This is a genomic window from Mycobacterium sp., assembly GCF_035640695.1.
Classification (GTDB): domain Bacteria; phylum Actinomycetota; class Actinomycetes; order Mycobacteriales; family Mycobacteriaceae; genus Mycobacterium.
On the sequence record NZ_DASQVQ010000002.1, the window covers coordinates 1 to 26,547 of the forward strand.

The window sequence follows — 26,547 nt, forward strand, 5'->3', positions numbered from 1 at the left end:
GGACATGATGCAATTGCGGGAGCCCGATGGCGCGTGAGATCTCACGCCAGACGTTTCTGCGTGGTGCCGCCGGAGCGTTAGCCGCCGGCGCGGTTTTCAGCTCGGTCCGAGTCAGTGCCGATCCAAATACTTCGGGCTGGACCGGTCTTTCCACCGCCATCGGCGGGCAGGTGCTAACGCCGGACAGCGGTGCGCAATTCGCGACGGCCAAACAAGTTTTCAACACCAACTACAACGACTCGACGCCGGCGGCGGTCGTCAACGCGACATCGCCGGCGGACGTGCAAAAGGCGATGGTATTCGCTGCCGCCCACAATCTAAAGGTCGCTCCGCGCAGTGGTGGGCACTCCTATGTGGGGGCGTCCACGGCGAACGGAGTCATGGTGCTCGACCTGCGTCAGCTGCCCGGGGGAATCAATTACGACGCCGCCACCGGGTACGTCACGGTGACGCCCGCGACCAGTTTGTATGCGCTGCACCAAGCGCTGGCCGCGGCCGGCCGGGGCATCCCGACCGGTACCTGCCCGAGTGTCGGTACCGCGGGTCATTCCCTGGGCGGCGGGGTGGGCGCGCATTCCCGGCACGCGGGCCTCATGTGTGACGCGTTGACGTCGGCGTCGGTGGTGTTGCCCGGCGGCCAGGCGGTCACCGCGTCTACCGCCAACCAACCGGACCTGTTCTGGGCGTTGCGCGGCGGCGGTGGCGGCCACTTCGGGGTGACAACATCGCTGACCTTCGCCACGTTCCCCACCGGCGACGTCGACGTCGTGAACCTCAATTTCCCGCCGCAGTCGTTCGCGCAGGTGCTCCTCGGTTGGCAGAATTGGCTGCGTACCGCCGACCGAAACAGCTGGGCACTGGCGGACAGCACCACCGACGCGCTCGGTACGCAGTGTCGTATTCTTGCGACCTGCCCGGCCGGGTCGGGTAGCGGCGCGGCGAGCGCCATCATTTCAGCCGTTGGAATGCAACCGACCGGGACCGAGAACCACACGTTCAACTATTTGGACCTTGTGAGGTATCTGGCCGTCGGGAACCTCAACCCATCGCCGCTCGGATATGTCGGCGGTTCCGATGTTTTCACGACGATCACTCCGGCCGCCGCCCAGGGGATCGCCTCGGCGGTCGACGCCTTCCCGCGTGGGGCCGGTCGTATGTTGGCGATCATGCATGCCCTCGACGGTGTCCTCGCCACGGTGGCGCCGGAGGCCACAGCCTTTCCGTGGCGTCGGCAGTCCGCGCTGGTGCAGTGGTACGTCGAAACAGCCGGTTCCCCCTCGGCAGCGACCAACTGGCTCAACACGGCACACCAAGCGGTGCAACCGTATTCGGTCGGCGGCTACGTCAACTATCTCGAGGCAAACCAGCCGCCATCGCGCTACTTTGGCCCGAATTTATCCCGGCTGAGCGCCGTACGGCAGAAGTATGATCCCGGCCGGGTCATGTTCTCCGGGCTCAATTTCTAGACGGTGCATGGCGAGTTTGAGGGCAGTTTGCCAGAGCTGGGAGCAGAATCATGAAGGCCGGCACCAACAAAACGAGCTTCACACGGATCATGGCGGCGGTCCTGGCCGCCGCGGCGGTCGCCGGATGCAACTCTCATCCGCAGTCATCGAGCCCGACCGCGTCGGGTGCAGCGGCCGTCATCAAGGTCGCCCTCTCCTACCGGCCGAGCGGCATGGCGGCGCTGAGCTGGGATCCGCAAAGCAAGAACATCACCGCCAAGCTGCAGATGGCCGGGTTTACCCCGGGCGGCACCTATGCGTTAGACATTCGCCGGGGCGGCTGCGCCACGTTGGGAAACGTTGCCGTCCCGTTCCCGGTCGTGACCGCGGACGGCGCAGGGGCGATCAACACCAGCGTCACCAGTGAGCAGCTCGCCCCAGGAGGTCTCCTCCCGGGCACCGCCCTCAATATGCACGTGGCTGCGGGCGCCCAGCCCGGCGGTCCCGATCAACTCGGCAACGCGCCGATCGCCTGTGCGGACATCACCGCCGCCGTCGCTACGACCACCCTCACCATGGCACCCGTGGGCCAACGTCCCCAGGGTTCGGCCAATTTGACATACGACCCGGGAAACAAAACCTTGACCGTCGCCACGTCGGCCACCGCTCTTGCGCCGGGCAGCGCCCACGCCCAAAACATCTACCTCGGCACATGTGAGGCTCAGGGAGCGGTCAAGTACCCATTGAATGATCTGGTCGCCTTGGCTAGCGGCGCCGCCTACCAGACCACGGTCATCCAGAATGTCGACCAGGCCCCGCCTCCGTCGGGGTGGTATCTCAACGTCCACCTCGGATCGTCGGCTCAGGTCCTGCAGAACGGCCAGCCGACCCTCTACTTCCAGCCGATCATCTGTGGAAACGTCGGGAAGTAGGCGTCAATGCCGTAGCGGCTTCGTCAGCAATATGCGACGGTCCTGAAGCGTTCCGTGCCGGGCTTGATCCGTCTTCAAGCCATAGCCGTAGGCATCTCCCGCAATCGTGGAGGTGCTGCAGGCAACCGTCGCGGTCGTGTGGCCGACAAGTCGGTGAGCTGGCTGCGGGACAACGCGCCGCCTTAGGCGTCGAACATCGCGAAGAGGCTGTTTAGGCCTTCCGCCAGGAGCGGGTGCGTGAAGATCGCGTCCGCCATGGCGGTGTAAGTGAGCTTGCCCAGCATGGCGACCTGGATCATGGTCATGATCTCGCCGCCTTCACTGCCGAGGACCGCGCAGCCCAGGATCTGCCCGCTGTCCGCGTCGATGACGGCCTTCATGAAGCCGCGCGTCTCCCCGGTTTCGAGGGCCCGGACCACGGCGTTCATCGGGAGCTTCGCCACGCGAATCGCGCGTCCTTGCGTCCTGGCCTCGCGCTCGGTGATGCCGGCGCGGCCAAGCTGCGGGTCGATGAACACCGTGTAAGGGACGATCCGGTCGCGCGTGCTCGCCTTCTCGCCGGCGATGAGGTTGGCGTGCAGGATGCGGTAGTCGTCGTAGGACGAGTGTGTGAAGGCCGGCGGCCCCGTGACGTCGCCCATTGCATAGACGCCGGGGGCACTGGTTTGCAGGTACTCGTCGACTTCGATGAAGCCGCGGTCATTGAGACGGATGCCGGCCTTCTCGACGGTGAGCGCGTCCGTATTTGGAATGCGGCCGATGGCCGACAGCAGGTGCGAGCCGTCGAGCTGTCGCTCACCGTCCTGGGTGCGAACGGTCAGCCGCAGGCGGTCGCCGTCGGTCGGCTCAACCCGGACCGGCGTCGACGAGGTCAGGACCGTGATCCCGTCGTCGCGCAAGATAGCCGCAACCTCGTCGGAGACGTCCTCGTCCTCCATCTTCAGCAGGCGCGCGCCGCTTTGGATGATGGTCACTTCGCTGCCGAACCGGCGGAACATCTGCCCGAACTCCAGCCCGATGTAGCCACCGCCGAGGATGATCAGGTGCTCCGGCAGCTTGTCCAACTCCATGATCGACGTTGAATCGAGCACGGCGACGTCGCCCGCGCCGGTGATCCCCGGCGGCTTGGGCCGGGTGCCCGCGTCGATGACCACCACCGGCGCGCTGATTTGCCGTGTCCCGCCGTCTGTCAACGCGACTTCGACCGTCGTCGGCCCCGTGAAATGGGCCTCGCCTTCGATCAGGTCAAGCCCGTCCTGCGCCAGGCGGCTCGCATAGTTCTCCCGCGCGCCGGCGACCATGGCCCGTTTGCGCTCGCGCACCGCGGCCAGGTCCACCGATACCGGACCGATACGCACGCCATACTCCGCGCCGCGGCGCGCCTGGTATGCGAGACGCGCGCTGGCGACCAGCGTCTTCGTCGGGGTGCACCCCGTGTTGACGCAGACACCGCCGAGGTGGTCACGCTCAACGAGCGCCACCTTCTGGCCCGCCTTCGCCAGGTCGACGGGGAGGAACCGGCCGCCTTGGCTGGTCCCTATCACGATCGCGTCGTAATGTTCATCGGCCATTGCGTCTTCTCCCCGCGCTGTCTTCCGCATGCGTCACTGGCTGTACTCAGCCGGGCGACGCATCCACATCGTCGGCTGGTCCCCGGCCAGGTCGCGATCCACGATCACCGCCACCTTGCCCACTACACCACGGCCCGCCTTCAGCGACTGCAGTCCCGCATTAATCGCCTCCACAGTGCTATCGATGGTCTGGCCGATGTGCGGGACCACAAGTCCCTGCGCCGCCCACTGCATCGCCAGATCCATCCCGCGCCGGAGAAAGACGCGCGCCTCGCTGTCGAGCGTGGCGGGGTCGGAGAAGTAGCGCAGCAGATTGACGTTGACGGCCGTGGCGCCGCGCTCGGCCAGGATGGCATCCACCGGGCTGTGCGTTTCGACCAAGCGCGTCGTCTTGCCGGGACCGACGCCGAGCACAATCCAGGTGCCGCCGCGCCGGACGGTCTTCGCGGTCTCGACAAAGCCCTGCTCGCTGTAGGTGGCGTCGAAGACGAGGTCAACGCCCCGGCCACCGGTCAGCTTGGCGATTTCGGCGCCGATGTCGTCGCGCTTGTAATCGAAAACGGCCTGCGCGCCGGACTGCCGGGCCAATGCGATCGATTGCGGCGTGCTGCCGCTGCTGATGACCAGTCCGGCCCCCAGGGCACGCGCCGCCATCTGCACGGCGAGATGCCCGACGCCGCCCCCACCGCCCGGGATATAGACCGTGTCATCGGCCTGGACCGCCCGGTAAAGACCCGCGAAAGCGGACAGGAAGGCCATCGGAAGCGCCGCCGCATCGCGGAAGCTCAGGGACGGTGGCTTGTGAACGGTGAGGAATTCGTGTGCGAGGGCATAGCCGCCTTCGCCTCCGCTTCCGCCGCTCGCGACCCAGCCGCCATCGCCGTTCAAATCGGCCATGGCGGCCACCGCGTCGCCGACGGCTACGCCATTTACACCATCGCCCACGGCGACCACCACGCCGGCGAGGTCAAGACCGAGAACGACTGGGGGCGTCCGTCCCATGAAGTTGAGGTCGGCGAGCTTATGCTCCAGTGGGTTGAGCGACGAGGCGGCGATGCGGACGAGTACCTGGTCGTCCGCCGGCTTAGGCACACGGACGCGAAGACCTTCAAGCGGGAGACCTGCCCGATGCCTGGTGTAGCCGACTCCGAGGAAAGTCTCTGGGATATGCGGTGTCTTCATCGCCAGTTCCTTAGGCGCTGCGTTGCCGATTGCGTCTGGAAATCAGAGCGCGACCGGGGTCTTCTGCCTCAGCGAGGTTCGATGCAGGATGCTCGCTGAGCTCGAATGCCGTGATCAGCTGGGCGACGTCGCGGCGGCGCGAACCTGCTGGCCAAACCGCCCAGGTGCGCCGCACGACCGGATCGTCGGCGAGCGGTGTCCATACCACGGTGCGCGGGATGGGATGGGCCCACAGCGGTGGGGCGAGCGCGAAGGCGCGGCCCGAGGCCACAGCAGTGAACATGACCGACGGGATCCGAAAATGGTCGCCGCCTGTAGTTCCCGCGTCAATACCGTGGGTGCGCATGATGGCGGCCAGCTCGTCGTACCAAGCGGGGCTGTTTGAGCGCGGGAAGCCGACCCAGTCCAGCCCGGCGAGGGCGTCGAGCCGGATGCCTTCGGGTTCGGCGAGCCGCGCGGCCAGCTCCTCGGCGAGAAGCACGCCCAGGTTCTCCCGGGCAACCAGCATGGTGTCGAACTCTGGGCCAGGGGGTTTTTCACGCATGAAGCTCACCTCGAGTTGACCGCTGCGCAGCGCGGCCAACTGCTCGGCCATTGAGAGGTGGCGGGGCTCCACTCGCGTTTGAGGATGATCCGCGCTGAACTTGGCGAGCGCCCGCAACACATCAGGCGCAAGTTCGAGGGGAATCCCGAGCCGGATGACACCACCGCCCTCGGCCATATACGCCGCAATGGCGCCGATTAGCTGGTCGTGGCAGGCCAGGACCGCTCGGGCCTCATCCAGCAGTACCCGTCCCGCCTGGGTGGTTTGCACTCCGGTACTACTACGCACGAACAGATCGACGCCGACCTGACGCTCGAGAGCGTTGATCGTCTGCGACAAAGCCGGCTGGCTTATGTGCAGCCGACGGCTGGCTGCCGAGAATCCGCCTTCCTCCGCGACCACCACAAACGCCTCCAGTTTTGCCGGCGTGAAGTGGTGATAGCTGCGGCCCTGCAGCGCCGCCGGCTCCACCGCGGCGGCCGCCGCTTCAGCCAGTCCCATTTGGCTTGGCCTATGCACCGCGCCGGCCGGCGTAGATCCGTTCTGTGGAACCGGCTTGAGCGCAGACGCCTCGTCGGAGTTACCCACCTTGCGACGACTGTCCAGTCGCGACAGCTGCATCCTTCCTGATCGCCGCGGCCCATCTCGGCCTTATGCTGCGGCGTCGCGCCACGGGTGCGAACGGTAACTGGTAGTAGGGCACCTGACGAACCTCCACGCTGAGTTAGACTCGAATTGAGTCTGACCATAGCAGGGTGCCGCCGCGTCGGTCAAGCTCATGGGACTCGAAAAATGTCTGTCCTATGCTGGCGGTATGAAGCACGACGAGTTGAAGGACCTCTACTGCTCCGTCGCCCGCACCTGGTCGGTGATCGGCGAGCGGTGGACGATGATGATCCTGCGCGAGTGCTTCCGCGGCGAGTGCCGCTACGACCACTTCCGCTCGAAGCTCGGCCTGGGCAGCAACGTGCTCAACGACCGACTCCGGGTCCTGGTGGCCGAGGGAATTCTGGACCGGGTTCGGTACCAGGACCACCCCGCGCGGTACGAGTACCGGCTCACCACCAAGGGCGCCGATCTCTATCCGGTGCTGGTGTCCCTCACTGCCTGGGGTGACAAGTACAAGAACGACATTCCACCGGTGCGGCTGATCCATCGCGGCTGCGGGCACCCGGCCGAGCCACGCATGACATGCGCCCACTGCGCCGAACCCGTGTCCTGGCGGGAGATGACCGCCGAGTTCGAACCGGACGCCTGGTAGGGCTTCCCGTCTCGGCGACAACTGACGTGAAGCTCCATAACGAAAGCGGTTGCGCGAGCAGTGGGGTTTCGCCGGACCGCAAATCGCGCTGGATCGGTTAGCGAAACCCGGTTCGGGCGCAACGCCTTTTGCGCTGGTGTGCTGCGGCGTTGGCGGTTGGATTCGGGGAGCACGCCGTAGCTCATGTACGCCGCGGGATGTCGGCGGCGACGATGCTCGTCATGATTGGCGGAGGAGCCGAGGCGCTGTCAATCGCGATCGCGGTGATCATGGTGTTGACACGGCGTACCTGGGCGGCGCAGGCGGCGATCGTGGTAGGGTTCGGCACCGCTCTGGCGTCCACGTACGGGCATTTGCTGCCGACGTTGTTGCCCGGTCTACAGGACAGCTTCGTTTCGCTGCCGCACACCGGTGTGACGTGGTATTCGTGGGTCAGCCTGGCCACAGCGATGGGCACCGGCATCCTCTTCGGGTACGCCGGCATCTTGGCGGCACGAAATAGCCCGCGGACGCCAAACCGCTGACCGGTTCACACCCGCGACAGCGCCGACGCGCAAAAAGTATTTCTCCGAAACCCGCGCTTGGATGCGCGGGTTTTTCGGTGGTCAGAGATCTAATTCGGCCCACACTGCGGCGTGGTCGGATGCTTCGTGCACTTTGGCGGTCAATGTGTCGTATATCGGCCAAGGGTTCTTGGTTCTCGGCCCTCGCCAAACGCCCTTACGGAAAACGCCGCCTTTGACGGCCCGGCGGAACAGGGCCGGCGACAGTAGGACGTAGTCAATTTTGTCAGTGTTTGAGCCGCCGTAGGTACCGTGGCGTCCCTGCCAGTCGAAGTCCTGATGGGTGCTGATGTCTTGCAGATCGGTTTTCGCTACCAGTGAGTTGAGTGGCTTGCTGTCGGGCGTGTCGTTTAGGTCGCCCAGGACGGCGATCTGGTCGAAGCCCTCGTCGATGAGTGAGTGGTAGATGTCGGCAACCCGTTTGGCTTGCCGGGTGCGTTTCTTCCCGCCCCCTGGATCGGCCGGTGTTGAATAGCCCTTGGACTTGAAGTGGTTCATCAGGACGAGCAACGTTGACCCACTCGGCGCTTGCAAGTGGTATTCGCAGCAGTCGCGCGAAAAGATCTCACCGTTGCTGTCACGATCGAAGACGTGTGTCCGGATATCTTTGAGCTCAAAGGATTCTCGCCACAAGAGCCCGACATCTATACCACGATCGTCGTTGCCTTCGACCAACATGCAGCGCTCGTAGGGCTTCCCGCCGGGGACAGCATCCAACACCGCGGTCGAGAACATTTCCAATGTTGGACGACTTTCCGCTTCCACCACACCCAGCACGTCGGCCTTTAAATCGCGCATCACCATGGCAGTGTGGTCCATCGCAAGGTCGTCAACAGCCTCGGTGCGCAGTTCGACAAACCCGATCCAGTCCGCACGGCCCGAGGCGACAATGTCGACGGTCTTATCCTTGTGCCGGGTCAGCAGCTTGCCGCGGATTATCCGCAGCCTGACCAAGTCCGACTCGTCGCTCTCTAGCAGACCCAATTGATCGAGCAACTCGAGGATCCGTTGCTTGGTCGTCTCGTCGTAGGTTGGCTTGTTGAATAGATCGTTGATCTCGGCATGGGCAGCCAACGTCTTCGATGTGGTGTCGGCGTCCATGGATGGTTTGAGGGCCTTTGCGCGCGCAAACAAATTCTCCACGTTGAATGTTGCGATGATCATGGCTACCAGTCCAGCACGGGCGTTGAGGCGACAAAACCGAAATACTGTGAGAAAACTGTGAGTTCCTTGTTCCAATTCGCCTGCGATGATTCGGCACATCTGTCGGGTTAATGCCGTACAACCGAGAAGTGTCCCGTTGGCAGACGGCAGGAAGGAAGTTCGTTATCTCAAGCAATTCGGTGCTGAGGGATATATGCCCATATATGCCTTCGCTGCGTGCGCCAATACCGCACCATTGACGCTGCAATCGCAAAATATCCGGACGTGCGGGCATTGTGACGGCCGCCTATGCGGCTGCGCGGGCAGCCACCAGCGCCGCTCGTTGATTGACGTGGTTCACGGCGTGCCCGATGTGCGTAATCCCCGGCGCGGCCTCGGTGAACTCGTAGGTGATGTGCGGAGCGGTCGGCGGATTCGTGCTGATGAACCGCAGACCGATGATCGCCGCTTGGATTGCCGCGACCGCGCCCGGCGTCTGTGCTCCGCCCTCGCCTCCGAAGAAGCCGCCGAGACCGCCGAAAGCGCCGATTAACGGTCCGGCGCCGCCGAGCTGACTGAGCATGCTCGGCGGCAGCGACCCGCCCGCGTCCCTCATCAACGACAACAGCGCGCGGACCTCAGCCGCCGAGAACCCCACTGGGTCATTGAGCTGAATGTCGATCAGCCCCTCGTAGACGTCGCGCATGATCGTGCCGGTCTGGCCGAACGGTGTGGTGGTGTACATGTCGCCCGGGTTCGCATGGTCATGCCACTCGACTGGGGTGTCTTGCAGCTGCACCGTGGCGATGCCGGCACCGCCGGGATCGACACCACCGGGAAACGTGTGGGCCGCCTGGCGCATCGGGTTCCCGAACGCGTAGCCGGCCACGAAGTCGCCACGGCGATCAGCCAGTCGGCCGCCGGGCTGGAGCTCTTGGAACACTCGCGACGCCGCCTCTGCGCCCTGGCTGTAGCCGCCGAGCATGAACGTCTGCCCCGGATGGTCTTCGATCCAATTGACCGCCCACTCGACCCCGATACGCACCGACTGCCGGTAGCTGGGAGCGTCAACGGCCCCTTGGACGAAACCGAATGTCCACGGGGCAATGACCGGCACTTCGAAGACCAGATCCTGGTTTGCGGCCTGCGCCACCCATGAGCAGTAGCCCGTGCCAGGCGCGGCCCATGTGCCACTGAATGTCAGGATTGCGTGCCGAACATGGAACACGCCATCCTGCGCAGCATTGAAGTCGGCCCAGGTCGCCACTACTGCTGCCTATTCCAAGGAAGCTCACGCAGTTCCGAAGCAAGCTGGCGCAGATTCGCCATCCCGTTGGGGCCGCGGCGTTCGAGCAAGTCCTCATAGAGCAGGATCAGAATGTCGGGCAGGTCGACGCGCACTCCGTCGCTGCCGACGTAGCGAAACGCGACGGCCTCGGCCGCGCCGACGCCGTGATCCAGGTGCGATGGTGTGCCGGGATGTTGCGTTCCATCGGGCATCGTGTGACGCCATGGGCCGCGGTCCTGCTCGCCGCGCTCATTGCGGTGGAGCTGATTGTGGCCGAGCGTGTAATCGTTGCGAACGTCGACCCATGCCCAGGGGCGAGGTTGCCCGTTCTCGAATACACCATCGAGGGCGTTGTTCGCCGCAACATCGGGTCCAGGCATCGCTTGCTCCTTCGCTTTCTGTTTCTTTACACGTTGATCGGATCACGGCTCCCACCCATTCGAATTAACCGAAACGTCGACCCGTCACTCACCCCCCGCTAATGATGAACGCCGGGCGACGGCGGTGGCGCCGCATACCTGCTGTGGCGCCGGTAAACCGGTAACGAGCGTTCAGGTCGCCTCTTGACTGGTATCCACGATCCGTTTGGCGATGTCCACCAGCTTGACATTGCTGGTCTGCGACAGCTCGCGAAGAAGTTCGAACGCGCGCACCGCGTCGACGTGGAACCGCTCCATAATGATTCCCTTGGCCTGACCGATCAAATCCCTTGTGGTGAGAGCGGATTCCAGTTGTTCGCCCCGGCGGCTGGCCAGGATGGCGGCGGCGGCGTGCGCTGCGAGAATGGAGCCCATGGCCTCGGCTTCCGCATTGAAGGCGTTGGGCTCGAAGGCGAAGAGATTCAGCGCGCCTGCCGTGCTGCCGCTGGTGTACAACTTGAACGACAGTCCGCTCAGCACACCCATCTCTGCGACGGTTCGGGAGTATCGCGGCCACCGCGACTCCGTGCGGAAATCATCTGTGCGAACTATCAACTCGTCGACGGCCGCCTCGAAACATGGTCCTTCCTGAAACTTCTCCTGTAGCACATCGAGCTGGTGCGGTAGATCCGATGTGACGGCGTGAGACTCGAACTTTCCGCCGTTTCTGATCAGCAGCACCCCGGCGGCGTCGGCGCCGGGAACCAGCTCCAGCGCCGTCGCCGTCACTTGCTGCAACACCTCTTCGACAGTGCTCGGCACCGCGACCTCACGCGCAAGCTCGGCCATTCTGATCGCCAGGTCACGATCCGGCGGCTGGGACATCTACCCTCCTTTACGCGCGCGCCCGGCTCGGAAGCTGCGGCGGCGCGGTAACACGATCGTTGCAGCATGCCATGTCCTCGGGCCGCACCGGCTCGGGCGCCTGCGCGGGGTTTCGGATACCCAACGCCGAGACGATGCCGCCAAGCAGGAACGCCGCCGCGGTGACGGCGGCCAATCGCAGAAAGCTGCCGTAGTCGAGCGCGCCGCCGGCGATCACGCCGGCGAAGGCGACCGCGATCAGCCCGGCGAGTCTTGACACCGCGTTATTGATCGCGGATGCGATGCCGCTGTGCGTCGCGTCGACGGCGGACAGCACGGCCGACGTCAGCGGCGTCACAGTCACCGCCAGGCCCAGCCCGAACACGATCAGCCCAGGAAACAGTTGCAGCCAGAAGTTGAACTTGCCCTCGACAGGATGCATCAAGAGGAATCCGATGCCTGCGAGTACGGGTCCAGCCGCCATGAACGCGCGCGGACCGAAACGTGCCGACAAAGCACCGAAGCGGCGGGCCAGCAGGAACGACAACACCGGCAATGGCAGCGTGGCCAGACCCGCCTCGGTGGCCGAAAACCCTGCCACCTCCTGAGTGAACAGCGAAATGATCAGCGTCCCAATCGACACACCCGCATAGATGAAAACTGTTGCAAGATTCCCGATTCCGAAGTTGCGCACACCGAATAGGCTCATCTGCACCATCGGATGAGGCGCGTGCAACTGCCACCACACGAACGCCGCGAGGCTGACCAGACCGATCACCAGCCCGCCCGCGACCGCGGGATGCCTCAACCCCAGCCGCTGAACTTCGATCAGCGCGAACACGGTGGCGGCCAACCCGACCGCCGCCAACACCGCGCCCAGCACGTCGATCGGGTCTCGGCGCCCGGCGGGTTCGCCACCGCGACTGAGCCCGACTGTCAGCGGATACGTAATGAGCACGGGAACCGCGGACAGGACGAAGATCCATCGCCAATGGAGCAGGTCGACCGCCAAGCCGCCGAGCAACGGCCCGAGCACGAACGCGGTGCCGGTCCAGGCCGTCCACGTTCCGATGGCCTTCGGCTGGTCCTCGCTGTCGAATGTCGAGTTGATCAGCGCCAGCGAGCTTGGCACCAGGAACGCGGCGCCAAGGCCCTGGATGGCCCGGGCAGCGACGAGCACAATGCTGGACGGGGCGACGGCGGCGAGCACCGAACCCGCCCCGAACGCGATCAACCCGAACCGCAGAACCGGCACCCTGCCGAAAACGTCGGAGATCGAGCCGGCGAGAAGAATCAGCGCGCCCAGGGTGAGTAGGTAGGAGTCGACGACCCATTGCTGGAACGGGAGGCCGCCACCGAGGTCCCTGGCCATTGCGGGCAACGCCAAGTTGACCACGGAGCCGTCGAGGAATGCCACGAAGGACGCCAGGATCGCGACCGCCATCACCCGGCGCTGGATGCTGGCGGGACGATTGGCTGCCGCGTCCACACCGAGCAGTATTCACCCGGGTTCGGACGCCGTTTCCACGTGCCCATCGGCGTCGATTTGCCGCAGGAACGGCTCGACCACCCGGAGGAAGCCCTCGGGGTCCGATGAGAACACAACGTGACCCGTTTGCAACGCGACGAATTCGGAATGTTCGATCCCGGCGTGCGTGGCCCGTCCGATTCGCACGGACAACGTGGGGTCGCGCACGCCCCAGACGACGAGTGTGGGCGCGCGAAGTGCAGGTGCGCGGGCGCGCAGGTCGTATTCCGGGCTGGCGAAGCTGCGCCACAGCGACGCGGCCGTCGCCGCCCCGTCGGCTGTGCGGGCGCGGGCCACCGCCTTTTCGACGATTCGCTCATCCGCCGCCGTCTGCGCCCTCATATAGAGCGGTACCAGCCGGGGCAGCAACCGGCGGGCGATCGCTGGTGTGCCCATCAGCCGGCAGAAGAGCATTGTGAATGCGTTATTCGGGACGAAGCCGCCGGTGTTCACAAGCACCAGTCCGGCCACGGTCTGTGGTCGGCTGATCGCCAGCCGCGCCGCCGCCGATCCTCCGACGGAATTTCCGATCAGGACAATGCTTTCCAATCTCAGTGCGTCGACGATGTCTTCCAAGACGTCGGCCAGCAGCGGGCCGGTGATGCCGTCGGCGCGGTCCGATTCGCCATGTCCGGGCCAATCCACTGCGATGACCCGATGGTGGCGGGACAACGCGTCGCTGATCGCGTCGAAATCATGGCGGTCGTGCAACGTCGCATGCAACAACACGATGGGGCGTCCGCTACCGGTGTCGCTGTATGCCACCTTGCCGGTACGCGCCTGCAGTGTAGGCATCTCGGCTCCTCTTGTTGACCGGCCGGTCGGTCAACTTTAGCGTTTGCGGCCCGCCGAGGGCAATGCCGCCTAGGCTGCTAGCACATGACCACCCGTCAAGCCGCCGCCGCGCGGACCCGGACGTCGCTGATCGACGCGGGCCTGCGATTGGCCGAGCGCACGGGATTGAGCGGTCTGTCTATCAATCTCCTCGTCGAGGAAGCCCAGGTTTCCAAGGGCACGTTTTTTCACCACTTCGGCGACCGGGCCAGCTATGTGTTGGCCCTCCATCGTGAGTTCCACGATCGGCTGCTGACCGAGATCCGCAAGGCGACAGCGGAGCTTGAACCGGGCCGCCGGCGACTGGTCGTCGCCGCCAATACTTACTTGGACGGTTGCCTGCGCGACCGTGGCGTGCGCGCGCTGCTGCTAGAGGCGCGCGCGGATCCGCTCATCGCCGAAGAGATCGGCACCCGAAACGCCGGCAGCGCCGCGATCGTTCAAGCCGATTTCAAGGCGATGAAGTGGCCTCGGCCGTATGAATGCGCTCAATTGTGGGTGGCGATGACGGCCGAAGCGGCCCTTCTCGAGCTGAAGGCGGGCAAGCGCAATGCCGCGGTGCGCGCCGCGTTGGCCAGGTTCACCGAGTCGTGACCTCGGCTGCTGACGCTTCGACGCTCGGCGCTTCGTCGCCGGCCCTGGTTCGGACGTGAATCGCAAACAGCACCAGCATGACTGGATATACGACGTAGCCGATGCGGCTGGCAGGCAGGAACAGCGTCGCGGCGATCACGGCGGCCGCCGAATACCACGCCACCGCGGCCTCGTCGCGGGGCGGACGCCACACCAGCCACCACAACAGACCCGACCCGCACAGACCCAGCAGGCCCAGCGCGATCCACCGCCCGTCTGCCAACGAGTCGGCGAGCACGTGACCCGGCAGCGGGCTGGCCGCCGGGCTGCGCACTCGGGCAAGACCCGCCGGGAACGCGAACTCGTGCACATACAGCCCGCGGGGCTGGGTGATCAGGACCGGCACGACGAACGCCGCCGTCGCCGCCACGCAGGCCAACCCGAACCGCCGCGCCTCGGCATGGCCGTGCCGAATGAGCGTCATCACGCCGAGAGCCAGCGCCACCGGCCACGCCGTCAGCTTCGCCGCACAGGCCAAGCCCGTTACCCCCCCGGCGAGCCCGGTCCGGTCCCCGCGCGACAGCGTGAGTGCCGCCAATAACAACCCGATCACCGGCAGATCGTCGCCGCCGGTCGCCAACGGCAGCGCGGCGACCGGTGAGGCCACAAACCACAGCCACGCCCGAACGCTGTCACCGCGCAGACCGCTGATCGTGAGCGACGCAAACACGAGATATGCCGCGGCGAACGTCCAGCGCACGTCGGTCATCACCTGCGCCGACTCCAGACCCCGGGCCAGCCGGGCCGGCATGCCCAGTAGCGCCATCGCCGGAAGATAAGGGAAGTAGTGGTTCATGTCGCCCAGCGCGCCGTCGTCGGTGGGATACAACGATTCCGGTCCCACCAGGCGTTCGGCGGCGTGCTGCACCATCCAAATTTCGTTCTGGCCTTGCCATTGCAACGCAAGCTGAAACAACGGGGCGAATAGCGCAACGAGCGTCACCGCGGACACCCACAGCCATCTCGCCCGCGGCAGTAACGCCAGGCCGAGGCCGCCGACGATGTACGCGCCGACCGCCCAGTATGCCCAGGTGCGTTGGGCGGGCATGCCTGTCACGCAGGTCACCGCGGCGAACACGGCGAAGCCCGCACACAGCGCGGCGGGTTCCGATAGCAGGTTGCGAAGCCGAGGCATCAGCGGCAGTCCTCGAGCCGCACCCACCGCGGGCCGGTCAGCACCACCGGCTCGACGAATCGGCTCACCGCGCCGCCCGCGCGACGACCCGCGGCGCCGTGTAGGCGGAGGCCACCGCCCACACCGAGCACACCACCGCGCCGACCGCCCCAGCGGCGCCGATGTAGAGGCCGTACGCCGCTGCCACCGGGGGATGGACGTTCAAGCGGTAGTAGGACACGGTCAGCAGGCCGATCAAGAGCGAAACCACCAGCGCCGCAAGGGCTGACAACCGCGGCGACAATCCGCGCGCGGTCATGGCGCCGGCCACCGCCAGTGTCGAGGCCAGCAGCACGATCAGCTGCCCCGCCCCAAACCGTGCCGGGATCACGATGCTGCCGAACGTGCCGCCGATCGCGCTGGCGTGGCCGCCGCCGTTCGCCGTCGTCGCCAGCCAGGGCAGCCAGCCGCTGAGCACGATCACCGCGGCGAACAGCGTGACCAGCCAGCCGGGTCGCGGGCGGATCATGTCTGGCACATTAGCGTGCGAGGGCTACGGGTTTTCCGAGGGTTTCCGACCCGATCGGCTCTACGCTGGACTTCCACGAAAGAGCGAGGGTGGTGTTGCGATGACGGAGCTCCCGGACTGGGCTCAGCGGCTGGATCTATCCCCTCACCCCGAGGGCGGCTGGTTCCGGGAGATGTGGCGCAGCGAGCTGACGATCAGCCAGTCGGCGCTGCCGCCGGACTATTCCGGGCCGCGCAGCGCCGGCACCGCGATCCTGTTCCTGTTGATGCCGGGCCAGCAGTCCGCTTGGCACACCGTGCGCAGCGCAGAGCTGTGGTTCTACCATCGCGGCAGCCCGATGCTGGTGGAGATCGGCCGCGAACAGTCCACGGCCACAACGCGTGTGCTGGGCGCCGATATTCTCGCCGGCCAGGAACCCGAGGTGGTGGTGCCGCCCCGTTACTGGCAGCGCGCACGTCCGCGCGACGACGAGCCGGGCCTGGTCAGCTGCGTCGTGGTGCCCGGTTTCGACTACGCCGATTTTGCACTCACTACGCACTAGCTCCGCGCCAGACGTAAAGGGCTGCACCGTCGTTGCTGCCGTTTATGTGTCTCGGCTTACTTGCTCAGCAGCCGCATGGCCGCCGAGACCAGCGCCGCGTTGTCGGGCGCCGTCGACCCGTCGGGCAGCCGCAGCGTGTCCTCCAGGCCGATGCGGGCCTGCAAGCCTCGCCGGCCGGCGTGTTCGAGCAGCGGCCAGCAACTGTCGTCCACGCCGTGCAGCAGCACCGGTGCGGTCGAACCGGCCGCCTTGACCTTGTCAAGCAGCGCGTCGGCGGTGTCGGTGTCGCCGTCGGCCGGCAGCTCGATCATCACGCGCATGCAATGCCGCGCCAGCTCCGAGCCCGCCCACGAGGCGGCCGCCTCGGCATGAAATATGCCGACTTCCACGCCGATGCCGCGGCTCAACAACAAATCCGCCAACTCTTCGGCGCCCGGCTCGTGCCAGTTGACCGACGCGAAATCGGGCAGCACCTCCCACGACTTCACGGTCGCCAAACGCGCGCGTTCGTCGGGCAGCGCCCAGAAACCCGTCGTCAACCCCAGCGGCAGGCCCGGCGCGGCGTGCCGCACCGCCGACACGGCCGCGCCGACGATGTCCGGCTCCAGCGAGTCGACCCCGTATTTGGTCTTCGGGTGCAGATGCACCGCCTTGGCGCCGGCCTGGTGCGCCGCCACGGCCGCCGCGGCCAGCTGCTCGGGCGTGACCGGCAGTCCGGTGTGCTGATCGGGCGTGCGCACACCGTTGATGCAGGCCTTCACGTACCTCCGGGGGCCGACCATTCCTCCATCCTTCCCCGCGGCGCTGCAGCCGGAACTGAGAGGTCTTGCTGATACGCCGATAACACATCTGTAGTGGTCGCGTCACCGGTTCCGCCGACGCTGGCAGTCATGGCCAGCTCACCACAATTCTTGCAAGGCGTTTATGCGTTCAGCGGCAGCGGTCTTGAGAAGCCCGAGCTGATCGACGAGTCGCTGGTTTACGTCGTGCCGTCCGGCGTGATCGCGCAACCGCTGTACCTGCGTGCCGGCAATTCGAGCGACGAGCTGATCCTCGTAACGCTGTTGCGCGACGGCGAGCGGATGCGATTGTTCCCGATAGGCGCCCGCGGGTCGATCAACGTGCCACTGCGCGTGGTCGAGGACGTCGACCCGGACACCCGACTGGAGCTGACGATTGCCGCGCCGGCCGGCGTCACCGGCGACGTCGTCATCGACTTCGGCCTGATGGAGGTCTGACGCGGTGCAGAAGCTTGTCGTAATCGGCAACGGCATGGCCGGCGCGCGCACGGTGGAAGAAGTCCTGCAGCGGTTGACGGCCCGCGGCGGTCGAGAACAGTTCGACATCACGATGATTGGCGACGAGCCGTACGGCAACTACAACCGGATCATGCTGTCGCATGTGCTCGCCGGGCAGGCAGCCGTCGATGACGACGACCTGATGCTCAACCCGATGAGCTGGTACAGCGAAAACGGTGTGACGCTCTACGCCGGCGACCGCGCGGTCAAGCTGGACCGCTTCGCGAAGACGATCACCTGCGAAGGCGGCCGCGGGCTGAGCTACGACATCGTGATCATCGCCACCGGCAGCAACTCGTTCTTCCCGAACATGGATGGCCTTCGCGACCCCGACGGCAAGCTGGGCCGCGGCGTGTTCGGCTTCCGCACGATCGAAGACACCAACGGCATGCTGCAGATGGCGCGATCCCGTGACGGCGTCAAGGCCGTCGTCGTCGGAGGCGGGCTGCTCGGCCTGGAGGCGGCATACGGACTGCGGACGCAAGGCGTCGACGTCGACGTCGTGCACTCCCCCGGCCACCTGATGAACCAGCAGCTCGACGAGCGCGGCGGCCGGATCCTGCGCGCCAAGATCGAGGCGCTCGGCGTCCGCGTCTACACGTCGAAACGCACCACCATTGTGCTGCGCGGCAAAGAGGGCAGCGACGAGGGCAATGTGACGGGGATCGGATTCGACGACGGGTCAACGCTGCCGGCCGACATGATTGTCGTCACCGCCGGCATCCGGCCCAATGTCGAACTGGCCCGCAGCGCGGGCCTGGTCGTCGAACGCGGCATCGTCGTCGACGACCAAATGCGTTGTGAGGACGAGAGTTCCATCTACGCCGTCGGCGAATGTTGCCAGCACCGCGGGGAAACCTACGGTCTGGTGGCACCGCTCTGGGAGCAGTCGGCGGTACTGGCCGACGTGATCACCGGCGCGAATCGCCGTGCCGCGTACCACGGTTCACGGCTGACCACCAAGCTCAAGGTCGCCGGCATTGACGTCGCGGCGATGGGTGTCAAGGGCCCGGAACGCGACAACGACGAGTTCGTCCAGTTTTACGAACCCCGGTCCGGTGTCTACAAATCGGTCGTGGTCCGCGATAACAAGCTGATCGGCGCGATGCTGCTCGGCGACGTCAGCAAGGTCGGTTTCCTGTCGCAGGCGTTTGACGACAGGGTTCCGCTGCCCGAGGAGCGCATCAGCATGCTGTTCGACCTCGGAACACCCAGCACCTCGACGGGAGCCGCCGAGCTCGCCGACGACGCTCAGGTCTGTAACTGCAACGGCGTGACCAAGGGCGATATCCTCGCGTGCGTCAAAGGCGGCGCCGGCACCGTCTCGGAAGTGGTCGGGACAACAAGGGCCGGCAAGGGTTGCGGTTCCTGCAAGGGCTTGGTGGCCGACATCGTCGGGTGCGCCACGGGCGGCGCGCTCACCGAGGACCCGGCGGCGAACTGGTACGTCCCGTGCATCCCGATGACCAAGCCCGAGCTGATCGCCGAGATCTGCAAGAGCGGACTGCGTTCGGTGTCGGAGGTTTTCGCCGCGCTGGCACCCAACGGCGAGGACGCCACCGCCAAGATGCCGCTGGCCTCGCTGCTACGGGTGGTGTGGGGTCCGGACTGGGTCGATGAACCCGGCGCGCTGTTCATAAACGACCGCGTGCACGCCAATATCCAGAAGGACGGCACGTTCTCGGTGGTGCCGCAGATCAAAGGCGGAGTCACGTCGCCCGCGCAGCTGCGCCGGATCGCCGACGTTGCAGAGAAATACAACATTCCGATGGTCAAGGTCACCGGCGGCCAGCGCATCGACCTGCTGGGCGTGCGCAAGGAAGACCTGCCCAACGTGTGGGGGGACCTTGACATGCCGTCGGGCTATGCCTACGGCAAGAGCTTCCGGACCGTGAAAACCTGTGTCGGCAGCGAGTTCTGCCGCTTCGGGCTCGGCGACTCCACGGCGTTGGGCATCGCGATGGAGGACCGCTTCCAGGGCCTTGAGTCACCCGCCAAGCTGAAGCTCGCCGTCGCCGGCTGCCCGCGCAACTGCTCGGAGGCGCTGTGCAAGGACCTCGGCGTGGTCGCGATCGGCGACGGCCGCTGGGAGATCTACGTCGGCGGCGCCGCGGGCGCGCACATCCGCAAGGGCGACCTGCTGGCCACCGTTGACTCGCACGACGAGGTACTGCGGCTCGCCGGCCGGTTCATCCAGTACTACCGCGAGAACGCCAAGTGGCTCGAGCGCACCTACGCCTTTGTGCCACGGATCGGCATCGAGGAGTTGCGCCGACTCCTCGTCGACGAGTCCCACGGCATCTGCACCGGACTGGAGGAGCGCATCGAGGCCGCGGTGGCCGGCTACCGCGACCCGTGGCAAGAGCGGACCGCGCCGAAGTCGCGGGCCCAGTTCGCGCCGTCGCTACCCCTGCTGCCGTTGCCAAGGGTTCCCGCGCGATGAGCGCTCGCGCGAAGAGCACGGGACCCCGGTGACCGCGCCCACGGTGTATGTCGTCGGCCAGGTCAGCGACCTCACCCCCGGCGAGGGCCGCACATACGTCGTCCACGGTCGGCAGATCGCGGTGTTTCTGCTGGCCGACGGTTCGCTGCGAGCGCTGGACGCGGTGTGCCCGCATCGCGGCGGGCCGCTGGCCGACGGCCAGGTCGACGCGTCGGTGGTGATTTGCCCGCTGCACGCCTACGCGTTCCGGTTGGCCGACGGCACCTGCACCAGCGGCGGCATCGGCAAAGTCCGCACCTACCCTGTCGAAGTCGTACAGGATTCGATCGCAATTCGGGTTTCCTGAGTAGCGTTCTCAGCATGCACGGCCACATCATCGTGAGCGGTGACGATGCGTTGGCGATGACGATCGTCGATGAGCTCAACAGCGCAGGTGTCAGCGTGGTGAAGATCGCCGCGGCCGCGCAGCTGTCCAACGCCTCGATCGAGCATGCGGCCGCCGTCATCTGCGTCGGCGACGACGATGCGGTCAACCTCGAAATCGCGCTGCTGGCAAGGGAAGCCAACCCGAAAGTGCGGGTGGTGGCGCGGCTGGCCAACGGCGTGCTGCGCGGCGCGGTCGCCGCGGACAACGGACCGGGAGCGATCCTGGACGTCGCCGACCTGGCGGCACCGTCGGTGGTCGAGGCGTGCCTGGGGCACACCTCGCACCCTTTCGAGGCGGCTGGCATCAGGTTCGTCGTTTCCGGTACGGACGCACCGCGTGACGGCACTCTGCGGGAGATCTACGGCGACCTGGCTCCGGTCGCGGTCATCCACGGCGAGAACTCGCCCTCACCGGGCGAGGTTGTCGCATGCCCCGGCCGTGATCTCCCGGTGCGCACCGGGGACTGGACCGCGATGATCGGCACGGCCGACGAGCTCGCCGCCCGCGGGATGAAGGTACCGAAACCCAAGGACGCAAAGCGGGTGCACCGGCCGCTGCTGCGGCGTGTGCTCGACGCCTTGCGCACCGTCCGCGACGACATCAACCCCATGTTCTACCGAGCATTAGCGGTGTCGATGACGCTGTTGATCGGCTCAACGATCTTGCTGCGCTTCGCATATCGGCATCCGCCCGGGATGAGTTGGATCGACGCGCTGTATTTCAGCACCGAGACGATCGCGACCGTCGGGTACGGTGACTTCAGCTTCATGCACCAGCCGACCTGGCTCCGACTCTGGGGCATCGGGCTGATGTTCGCCGGCGTCACGACGACCGCGATCTTGGTCGCCTTCATTGCCGACCTGCTGTTGTCACGGCGGTTCGGGCATTCCGCCGGGCGCCGGAAAGTGCGGCATCTGCGGAATCACATCGTGGTCGTCGGGCTCGGTTCCTTCGGTATTCGCGTGGTCGGCGATTTATACGCCGCGGGACACGACGTCGCGGTCATCGAACGCGACGACAACAACCGCTTCCTGTCCACGGCCGACGACCTCGACGTGCCCGTCATCTTCGGCGACGCGACGCTGCGCCAGACCCTGGAATCGGCCCGCGTCGAGGCCGCCCGGGCCGTGGCCGTGTTGACCCAGGACGACATGGTCAACATCGAGACCGGAATCGTGCTGGCCGAGATGTTCGGCCCGCGGGTAATGCCGGAGGTCAACCGACCCGACGTACCGATCGTGTTGCGGGTGTACGACCGGGTGCTTGGCGCCGCCGTGGCGCAGAGGTTCCGGTTCGATCACGTTCGCTCCACGGTGGACCTGGCCACGCCGTGGTTCATTGGAGCGGCGATGGGGCTGCAGGTGTTGGCCACGTTCTCGGTCGGGCAGCGCTCATTTATGGTCGGCGCGGTAAGGGTAGAACCTGGAAGCGAACTCGACGGCATCCGCATGTTCGAAATGTCCACGAAAACGCGGGTGTTCGCGATCACCCGCGATGACGCGCCCGTCAAACTGCATCCACGCCGCGACGCCAGGTTGGCCGCCGGCGACACCGCGTATCTTGTCGGCCCCTACCGCGAACTGCTGGACATGCTGCGCAAGGGCCAGCCTGCCCAGCAGTCCGGTGCCGGAATCACCCGCGCAGCGAAGACAGGTTGAACACCGCGCCGGTCGGATCGGCGACCTGCGCCAGCCGCCCGTACGGCGTGTCGTTGGCCGGCTTGAGCACCCTTCCGCCGTTCTGGCTGACCAGCTCAAGGGTCTTGTCGACGTCTTCGCAGCCCAGATAGAACAGCCAGTGCGACGGCACACCGTCGGGCAGGAAGCTGGCGCCGTCCATCACCCCGAGCAGCTGCTCGCCGTCGAAATTCCCGGTCAGGTAACGGAACTCGTCGGTGTCGGACTCGTACTCGGTCTGCCAGCCCAGCACGTCGCGGTAGAAGTCGACGGCCTTGGCGAAATCACGGGTGGTCAGCTCGTGCCAGACCGGCGTGCCGGCCTCGCCGATGACATCAAATCCGGCGTGGCCGGTCGGCTGCCACAGCCCGAGCACCGCCCCGGCCGGATCGGTCAGCATCGCCATCCAGCCCTTGTCCTTCACCTCCATCGGTTCCACGCAGCTGGTCGCGCCGGCGGCCGTCGCGGCTTTGACGGTTGCCTTGATGTCGGCGGTGTGGAAGTACGTGGTCCAGGCATCGGGCGCGTTCCACTGCGGGTCGTTGTACATCAGCCCGGCGACGCGGTGGCCGTCTTTGGTGGCGGCGTTGATGTAGCCGCCGTAGTCCGGACCGGCGGCTTCGAAGGTCCAGCCGAACACGGTGCCGTAGAACGCCTGGGCGTGGGCGGTGTCGGATGAGGACAGGTCAATCCAGGTCGGGGCGCCCAGCGGTGCTCCTTGGCGGGTAGGCATGATCGTCTCCTTGTCGGTCGGTGGTCGGTCATCGGTGTTGACCGCCGACCTCGCCGAAACTCATCGCCGGCGATTATGGCCGCTATCGCTGCACCGAATGGCGGCCGTAGCGTATTGGCGATCGCCGGCGCGTTGTGTTGGTGGTGATCCGCTCTAGCAGACAGGAGAGACCAATGACCAAGCAGATCCGCGTCGGCGTGCAGCTCTGGCCGGGCGGCACCCCGAACTACCAGACCTGGCGCCAAGCCGTGCTCACGGCCGAGGAGCTTGGCGCCGACGCCATCTTTGGCTACGACCACTTCCACAAGCCGTTCACGGTGACCTCGGAGGACGGCCTGCCGCTGCTGGAGCCCGAGCAACCCGACGTCAACAACTTCGAAGGCTGGACCGCACTGGCGGCGTGGGCAGAGATCACCAGTCGGGCCGAGATCGGGTTGCTGGTGACCGGCATCGGTTACCGCAATCCCGACCTGCTGGCCGACATGGCCCGCACTGTCGACCACATCAGCGGCGGGCGACTGATCCTGGGTCTCGGCTCGGGCTGGTATGAGAAGGACTACACCACCTACGGATACGACTTCGGCACGGTGAAGTCGCGAATGGATTTGTTCGAACAAAATCTGCTCCGGGTCGAGAACCGGCTCGCCAAGTTGGTTCCACCGCCGGTGCGCAAGATTCCGCTCCTCATCGGCGGCATGGGAGTCAAGCGCACGCTGCCCATCGTCGCGAAGCACGCCGACATCTGGCATACGTTTGCCAGCGTGCCGGAGTACCAACGCAAGAACGCGATCCTGAAGGACCTCGTGGCGGCGGCCGGTCGCGATGAAAAACAGATCGAGCGGGCCGTGCATTGGACCGCGCGGAAGAATGCCGACGCATTCGTCGGCGAGGGCGTGACGCTCTTCACCACCGAGATCCACCCGACCAATGACGGCTACGACTTCAGCGAGCTGAAGGATATGATCGCCTGGCGCGACGCCGCGCGCTGAGTTTCGACATGCGCGATGCTCCCTAAACTCCGGGGTGTACGGCGGCGCTCGCGCGACATGGGGACACCCGTCGGGTGCCGACCAGCGGGGGTCACCCCCACATGCGATAGTTCAATGGGTAACATCTGGGCGGGTTGAGTATGGTGCCTTAGCGCTCGCATGTTGGCCAATGGGGTATTCGGCGGTGGCGGCAACCCGCCGGGACAGGAAAGCAGCAACGCAATGACTGGTTTGGCTACCGGCAACGGTTTTCCCGACGTCGTCGTCACCGGTGTGGCGATGACGACGGCCCTTGCCACCGATGCGGACACCACCTGGAAGAAGCTGCTTGACGGCCGGTCCGGGATCCGCAAACTCGATGACCCGTTCGTCGAAGAGTTCGACCTTCCCGTCCGCATCGGTGGGCATCTCATCGAGGAGTTCGATCATGAGCTGACGCGCGTGGAGCTGCGCCGGCTGTCTTATCTGCAGAAGATGTCCACGATCCTGGGCCGTCGCGTGTGGGAGAGCACTGGTTCGCCGGAGGTGGATTCCAAGCGGTTGATGGTGTCGATCGGCACCGGGATGGGCTCCACCGAGGAGCTGGTCTTCGGTTACGACGACATGCGGGCGCGCGGCATCAAGGCGGTGCATCCGCTCGGCGTGCAGAAGTACATGCCCAACGGCGCGGCCGCCGCCGTTGGGCTGGAACGCCACGCCAAGGCCGGCGTCATCACACCGGTGTCGGCGTGTGCGTCCGGAGCCGAGGGCATCGCCCAGGCATGGCGCCAGATCGTGCTGGGCGAGGCCGACATCGCGATCTGCGGCGGCGTCGAGACCAGGATCGAGGCGGTGCCCATTGCCGCATTCGCGGCCATGCGCATCGTGTTGTCGACCACCAACGACGACCCTGCCGGTGCTTGCCGACCGTTCGATAAGGACCGCAATGGTTTCGTGTTCGGCGAGGCCGGCGCGCTCATGGTGATCGAGAGAGAGCAGCATGCAAAGGCGCGCGGCGCCAACATCCTCGGCCGGCTGATGGGCGCGAGCATCACCTCGGACGGCTACCACATCGTGGCGCCCGATCCGAACGGTGAACAGGCCGGATACGCGATGACGCGGGCGATCGAGCTCGCCGGCCTGACTCCGACCGATATCGACCACATCAACGCGCATGCCACCGGCACCAGCGTCGGGGACCTGGCCGAAGGAAAAGCGATCAACAACGCGATGGGTGGCCATCAGCCCGCGGTCTACGCACCCAAGGCGGCCCTCGGCCATTCGGTGGGCGCGGTCGGTGCGGTCGAATCGATCCTGACCGTGCTGGCGCTGCGCGACGGGGTCATCCCGCCGACCCTGAATCTGGTCAACCTCGATCCGGAGATCGATCTGGACGTGGTCGCCGATGAGCCGCGGACGGGCAATTACAAATACGCACTTAACAATTCGTTTGGATTCGGCGGACACAACGTCTCGCTTGCGTTCGGCAGATACTGAGGCAGATGCTGCTTAGCCCCCCGCCATGTTGCGGTCTCGTGGGGATGTGGTGTCATTGGGCGCGGCAGCTCGAAAGCATGGAACAGGATCGACAGTGGCTGAATCAGATGTTGAAACGACGACCATGACACCTCCTTTGCGCAGTCACGACGGGTCGTCTCCGGAAGAAGTCCGTTCGCACTACGATCTGTCGAACGAATTCTTCCGGCTGTGGCAGGACCCGACGCAGACCTACAGCTGCGCCTACTTTGAGCGCGACGACATGACGCTGCAGGAGGCGCAGACCGCAAAGATCGACCTGGCGCTTGGGAAGTTGGGCCTGCAGCCCGGGATGACACTGCTCGACATCGGCTGCGGGTGGGGCTCAACGATGATGCGGGCGGTCGAGAAATACGACGTCAATGTCATCGGCCTGACGCTGTCGCACAACCAGAAGGCACACATCGAGCGGCTGTTCGCCGAGTCGGACAGTCCACGCAGCAAGCGTGTGCTGCTGAAGCCCTGGGAGGAATTCGACGAGCCGGTGGACCGCATCGTGTCGATCGGCGCGTTCGAGCACTTCGGCTTCGAAAAGTACGACTTCTATTTCAAGAAGACCTATGACCTGATGCCCGACGGCGGCGCGATGCTGCTGCACACGATCGTCTCGACGAGTAAGGACGAGGTCGAGGAACTCGGCCTGCCGACAACGATGTCCCTGCTGCGGTTCTTCAAGTTCATCGTCACCGAGATCTTTCCAGGCGGCCGGATACCGTTGATCGCGCAGGTGGAGGACGCCGCCACGAACGCCGGCTTCAACGTGACCCGGAAACAGCGGCTGCGCCCGCACTATGCCCGCACGCTGGACATGTGGGCGGCGAATCTTGAGTCAAAAAAGGACGAGGCCATTGCGATTACGTCCGAAGAGGTCTACCAGCGGTACATGAAGTATCTGACCGGCTGCGCCGACCTGTTCCGCAAGGGCTACACCGACGTCTGCCAGTTCACCTGCGAAAAGGCATCCTCCTAAGAACGTCAGTTTCAACGGCCGACGCCGGCCCCGGCGGCCATGAACGGCCCGCTTCCGCGATGTCGGTGTCGGTGTCGGTGTCGACCAATACTCGGTGTCGACCAATACATGTTGCACAAATAATTCATGCCTAGTCACGCCCATTTGGGGCAACTAGTTCTGCCG

General features: G+C 65.6%; 26 protein-coding genes. 13 read left to right on the forward strand and 13 right to left on the reverse strand.

Features of this window, described 5'->3' with window-relative positions; all coding sequences use genetic code 11:
* Nucleotides 1-26: 26 nt before the first annotated feature.
* Nucleotides 27-1,466, forward strand: coding sequence for an FAD-binding oxidoreductase (locus tag VE759_RS00670; protein ID WP_324927257.1), 1,440 nt, complete (start codon nt 27-29; stop codon nt 1,464-1,466).
* Between the two features lie 50 nt (nt 1,467-1,516).
* Nucleotides 1,517-2,377: a hypothetical protein gene (locus VE759_RS00675; protein ID WP_324927259.1), complete on the forward strand. Its 861-nt coding sequence runs from the start codon at nt 1,517-1,519 to the stop codon at nt 2,375-2,377.
* A gap of 182 nt (nt 2,378-2,559) precedes the next feature.
* Here the strand turns inward: VE759_RS00675 and VE759_RS00680 are convergent, their stop codons facing one another.
* The 3 genes from VE759_RS00680 to VE759_RS00690 are packed head-to-tail and all read right to left on the reverse strand — an operon-like array spanning nt 2,560 to nt 6,145.
* Nucleotides 2,560-3,948, reverse strand: coding sequence for a mercuric reductase (locus VE759_RS00680; RefSeq protein WP_324927262.1), 1,389 nt, complete (start codon nt 3,946-3,948; stop codon nt 2,560-2,562).
* 33 nt (nt 3,949-3,981) lie between these two features.
* Nucleotides 3,982-5,130 (reverse strand): zinc-binding alcohol dehydrogenase family protein, encoded by a 1,149-nt coding sequence (locus VE759_RS00685; protein WP_324927264.1) that lies wholly within the window; start codon nt 5,128-5,130, stop codon nt 3,982-3,984.
* 10 nt (nt 5,131-5,140) lie between these two features.
* Nucleotides 5,141-6,145 carry a LysR family transcriptional regulator gene (locus tag VE759_RS00690; RefSeq protein WP_324927266.1) on the reverse strand — a complete coding sequence of 335 codons (1,005 nt, stop codon included), beginning with the start codon at nt 6,143-6,145 and terminating at the stop codon, nt 5,141-5,143.
* A 343-nt stretch (nt 6,146-6,488) separates the two neighbouring features.
* Here VE759_RS00690 and VE759_RS00695 point away from each other — a divergent pair, with 343 nt between their 5' ends.
* Nucleotides 6,489-6,935: a winged helix-turn-helix transcriptional regulator gene (locus VE759_RS00695; protein WP_324927268.1), complete on the forward strand. Its 447-nt coding sequence runs from the start codon at nt 6,489-6,491 to the stop codon at nt 6,933-6,935.
* Nucleotides 6,936-7,156: 221 nt separating this feature from the next.
* Complete coding sequence (locus tag VE759_RS00700) at nt 7,157-7,459, forward strand: hypothetical protein (protein WP_324927270.1); 303 nt, start codon at nt 7,157-7,159, stop codon at nt 7,457-7,459.
* A gap of 81 nt (nt 7,460-7,540) precedes the next feature.
* On the opposite strand, the gene VE759_RS00705 is transcribed toward VE759_RS00700, so the two are convergent.
* The 6 genes from VE759_RS00705 to VE759_RS00730 all read right to left on the reverse strand — a co-directional run bounded on the left by VE759_RS00705 (nt 7,541) and on the right by VE759_RS00730 (nt 13,475).
* Nucleotides 7,541-8,662, reverse strand: coding sequence for an endonuclease/exonuclease/phosphatase family protein (locus VE759_RS00705; RefSeq protein ID WP_324927272.1), 1,122 nt, complete (start codon nt 8,660-8,662; stop codon nt 7,541-7,543).
* A 286-nt stretch (nt 8,663-8,948) separates the two neighbouring features.
* The gene (locus tag VE759_RS00710) at nt 8,949-9,908 is read right to left on the reverse strand and encodes a PE-PPE domain-containing protein (RefSeq protein ID WP_324927274.1); all 960 of its coding nucleotides are present in this window, start codon (nt 9,906-9,908) and stop codon (nt 8,949-8,951) included.
* Nucleotides 9,908-10,309, reverse strand: a complete 402-nt coding sequence (locus VE759_RS00715) for a hypothetical protein (RefSeq protein WP_324927276.1) — start codon at nt 10,307-10,309, stop codon at nt 9,908-9,910. Before VE759_RS00715 ends, VE759_RS00710 begins: the two co-directional genes overlap by 1 nt.
* 171 nt (nt 10,310-10,480) lie before the next feature.
* On the reverse strand, nt 10,481-11,173 hold the full coding sequence (locus VE759_RS00720) for a GAF and ANTAR domain-containing protein (RefSeq protein WP_324927278.1): 693 nt from the start codon (nt 11,171-11,173) through the stop codon (nt 10,481-10,483).
* A gap of 10 nt (nt 11,174-11,183) precedes the next feature.
* Nucleotides 11,184-12,641, reverse strand: a complete 1,458-nt coding sequence (locus VE759_RS00725; RefSeq protein ID WP_324927281.1) for an MFS transporter — start codon at nt 12,639-12,641, stop codon at nt 11,184-11,186.
* Between the two features lie 12 nt (nt 12,642-12,653).
* Nucleotides 12,654-13,475, reverse strand: coding sequence for an alpha/beta hydrolase (locus tag VE759_RS00730; protein ID WP_324927283.1), 822 nt, complete (start codon nt 13,473-13,475; stop codon nt 12,654-12,656).
* Nucleotides 13,476-13,559: 84 nt separating this feature from the next.
* Between VE759_RS00730 and VE759_RS00735 the strand changes: the two genes are divergently transcribed.
* A complete protein-coding gene (locus VE759_RS00735; RefSeq protein WP_324927285.1) occupies nt 13,560-14,108 on the forward strand; it encodes a TetR/AcrR family transcriptional regulator in 549 nt (182 codons plus the stop codon).
* Here VE759_RS00735 and VE759_RS00740 read toward each other — a convergent pair.
* Together VE759_RS00740 and VE759_RS00745 are read right to left on the reverse strand one after the other, a co-directional pair.
* A complete protein-coding gene (locus tag VE759_RS00740; RefSeq protein ID WP_324927288.1) occupies nt 14,095-15,282 on the reverse strand; it encodes a glycosyltransferase 87 family protein in 1,188 nt (395 codons plus the stop codon). The two genes, VE759_RS00735 and VE759_RS00740, sit on opposite strands and share 14 nt — an antisense overlap.
* Nucleotides 15,283-15,346: 64 nt before the next feature.
* A complete protein-coding gene (locus VE759_RS00745) occupies nt 15,347-15,790 on the reverse strand; it encodes a hypothetical protein (protein WP_324927291.1) in 444 nt (147 codons plus the stop codon).
* A 100-nt stretch (nt 15,791-15,890) separates the two neighbouring features.
* Here VE759_RS00745 and VE759_RS00750 point away from each other — a divergent pair, with 100 nt between their 5' ends.
* Nucleotides 15,891-16,331: a cupin domain-containing protein gene (locus VE759_RS00750; protein ID WP_324927293.1), complete on the forward strand. Its 441-nt coding sequence runs from the start codon at nt 15,891-15,893 to the stop codon at nt 16,329-16,331.
* Nucleotides 16,332-16,387: 56 nt separating this feature from the next.
* Here the strand turns inward: VE759_RS00750 and VE759_RS00755 are convergent, their stop codons facing one another.
* Entirely contained in the window at nt 16,388-17,113 is a 726-nt protein-coding gene (locus VE759_RS00755; RefSeq protein WP_324927296.1) for a 3-keto-5-aminohexanoate cleavage protein, read from the reverse strand.
* Between the two features lie 108 nt (nt 17,114-17,221).
* On the opposite strand from VE759_RS00755, the gene VE759_RS00760 reads away from it, so the two are divergent.
* Genes VE759_RS00760 through VE759_RS00775 form a run of 4 tightly spaced genes read left to right on the forward strand, consistent with a single transcriptional unit; the run spans nt 17,222 to nt 22,157 of the window.
* The gene (locus VE759_RS00760; RefSeq protein WP_324927299.1) at nt 17,222-17,569 is read left to right on the forward strand and encodes a molybdopterin oxidoreductase; all 348 of its coding nucleotides are present in this window, start codon (nt 17,222-17,224) and stop codon (nt 17,567-17,569) included.
* Between the two features lie 4 nt (nt 17,570-17,573).
* Nucleotides 17,574-20,072 carry a nitrite reductase large subunit NirB gene (nirB, locus tag VE759_RS00765; RefSeq protein ID WP_324927301.1) on the forward strand — a complete coding sequence of 833 codons (2,499 nt, stop codon included), beginning with the start codon at nt 17,574-17,576 and terminating at the stop codon, nt 20,070-20,072.
* A gap of 28 nt (nt 20,073-20,100) precedes the next feature.
* Nucleotides 20,101-20,418 (forward strand): Rieske (2Fe-2S) protein, encoded by a 318-nt coding sequence (locus VE759_RS00770; RefSeq protein ID WP_324927304.1) that lies wholly within the window; start codon nt 20,101-20,103, stop codon nt 20,416-20,418.
* Between the two features lie 14 nt (nt 20,419-20,432).
* Nucleotides 20,433-22,157, forward strand: a complete 1,725-nt coding sequence (locus VE759_RS00775; protein ID WP_324927306.1) for an NAD-binding protein — start codon at nt 20,433-20,435, stop codon at nt 22,155-22,157.
* On the opposite strand, the gene VE759_RS00780 is transcribed toward VE759_RS00775, so the two are convergent.
* Nucleotides 22,132-22,908 (reverse strand): VOC family protein, encoded by a 777-nt coding sequence (locus VE759_RS00780; RefSeq protein ID WP_324927309.1) that lies wholly within the window; start codon nt 22,906-22,908, stop codon nt 22,132-22,134. The two genes, VE759_RS00775 and VE759_RS00780, sit on opposite strands and share 26 nt — an antisense overlap.
* A 173-nt stretch (nt 22,909-23,081) precedes the next feature.
* Here VE759_RS00780 and VE759_RS00785 point away from each other — a divergent pair, with 173 nt between their 5' ends.
* From VE759_RS00785 to VE759_RS00795, 3 genes are all read left to right on the forward strand, one after another.
* Complete coding sequence (locus VE759_RS00785) at nt 23,082-23,897, forward strand: LLM class F420-dependent oxidoreductase (protein ID WP_324927312.1); 816 nt, start codon at nt 23,082-23,084, stop codon at nt 23,895-23,897.
* A 222-nt stretch (nt 23,898-24,119) separates the two neighbouring features.
* Nucleotides 24,120-25,373 carry a 3-oxoacyl-ACP synthase KasB gene (gene kasB / locus VE759_RS00790; RefSeq protein ID WP_324927315.1) on the forward strand — a complete coding sequence of 418 codons (1,254 nt, stop codon included), beginning with the start codon at nt 24,120-24,122 and terminating at the stop codon, nt 25,371-25,373.
* 124 nt (nt 25,374-25,497) lie between these two features.
* Nucleotides 25,498-26,382, forward strand: a complete 885-nt coding sequence (locus tag VE759_RS00795) for a cyclopropane mycolic acid synthase family methyltransferase (protein ID WP_324927318.1) — start codon at nt 25,498-25,500, stop codon at nt 26,380-26,382.
* The last annotated feature ends 165 nt before the right edge of the window (nt 26,383-26,547 follow it).

Bases quoted from the DNA above. Each gene is read 5' to 3' on its own strand.
- VE759_RS00760 (WP_324927299.1), top strand. From the start codon at position 17,222: ATGGCCAGCTCACCACAATTCTTGCAAGGCGTTTATGCGTTCAGCGGC.
- VE759_RS00720 (WP_324927278.1), bottom strand. From the start codon at position 11,173: ATGTCCCAGCCGCCGGATCGTGACCTGGCGATCAGAATGGCCGAGCTT.
- VE759_RS00755 (WP_324927296.1), bottom strand. From the start codon at position 17,113: ATGGTCGGCCCCCGGAGGTACGTGAAGGCCTGCATCAACGGTGTGCGC.
- VE759_RS00700 (WP_324927270.1), top strand. From the start codon at position 7,157: ATGATTGGCGGAGGAGCCGAGGCGCTGTCAATCGCGATCGCGGTGATC.
- VE759_RS00670 (WP_324927257.1), top strand. From the start codon at position 27: ATGGCGCGTGAGATCTCACGCCAGACGTTTCTGCGTGGTGCCGCCGGA.
- VE759_RS00780 (WP_324927309.1), bottom strand. From the start codon at position 22,908: ATGCCTACCCGCCAAGGAGCACCGCTGGGCGCCCCGACCTGGATTGAC.
- VE759_RS00785 (WP_324927312.1), top strand. From the start codon at position 23,082: ATGACCAAGCAGATCCGCGTCGGCGTGCAGCTCTGGCCGGGCGGCACC.
- VE759_RS00740 (WP_324927288.1), bottom strand. From the start codon at position 15,282: ATGCCTCGGCTTCGCAACCTGCTATCGGAACCCGCCGCGCTGTGTGCG.
- kasB (WP_324927315.1), top strand. From the start codon at position 24,120: ATGACTGGTTTGGCTACCGGCAACGGTTTTCCCGACGTCGTCGTCACC.
- VE759_RS00735 (WP_324927285.1), top strand. From the start codon at position 13,560: ATGACCACCCGTCAAGCCGCCGCCGCGCGGACCCGGACGTCGCTGATC.
- VE759_RS00695 (WP_324927268.1), top strand. From the start codon at position 6,489: ATGAAGCACGACGAGTTGAAGGACCTCTACTGCTCCGTCGCCCGCACC.
- VE759_RS00715 (WP_324927276.1), bottom strand. From the start codon at position 10,309: ATGCCTGGACCCGATGTTGCGGCGAACAACGCCCTCGATGGTGTATTC.
- VE759_RS00730 (WP_324927283.1), bottom strand. From the start codon at position 13,475: ATGCCTACACTGCAGGCGCGTACCGGCAAGGTGGCATACAGCGACACC.
- VE759_RS00680 (WP_324927262.1), bottom strand. From the start codon at position 3,948: ATGGCCGATGAACATTACGACGCGATCGTGATAGGGACCAGCCAAGGC.
- VE759_RS00795 (WP_324927318.1), top strand. From the start codon at position 25,498: ATGACACCTCCTTTGCGCAGTCACGACGGGTCGTCTCCGGAAGAAGTC.
- VE759_RS00675 (WP_324927259.1), top strand. From the start codon at position 1,517: ATGAAGGCCGGCACCAACAAAACGAGCTTCACACGGATCATGGCGGCG.
- VE759_RS00775 (WP_324927306.1), top strand. From the start codon at position 20,433: ATGCACGGCCACATCATCGTGAGCGGTGACGATGCGTTGGCGATGACG.
- VE759_RS00750 (WP_324927293.1), top strand. From the start codon at position 15,891: ATGACGGAGCTCCCGGACTGGGCTCAGCGGCTGGATCTATCCCCTCAC.
- VE759_RS00745 (WP_324927291.1), bottom strand. From the start codon at position 15,790: ATGATCCGCCCGCGACCCGGCTGGCTGGTCACGCTGTTCGCCGCGGTG.
- VE759_RS00705 (WP_324927272.1), bottom strand. From the start codon at position 8,662: ATGATCATCGCAACATTCAACGTGGAGAATTTGTTTGCGCGCGCAAAG.
- VE759_RS00685 (WP_324927264.1), bottom strand. From the start codon at position 5,130: ATGAAGACACCGCATATCCCAGAGACTTTCCTCGGAGTCGGCTACACC.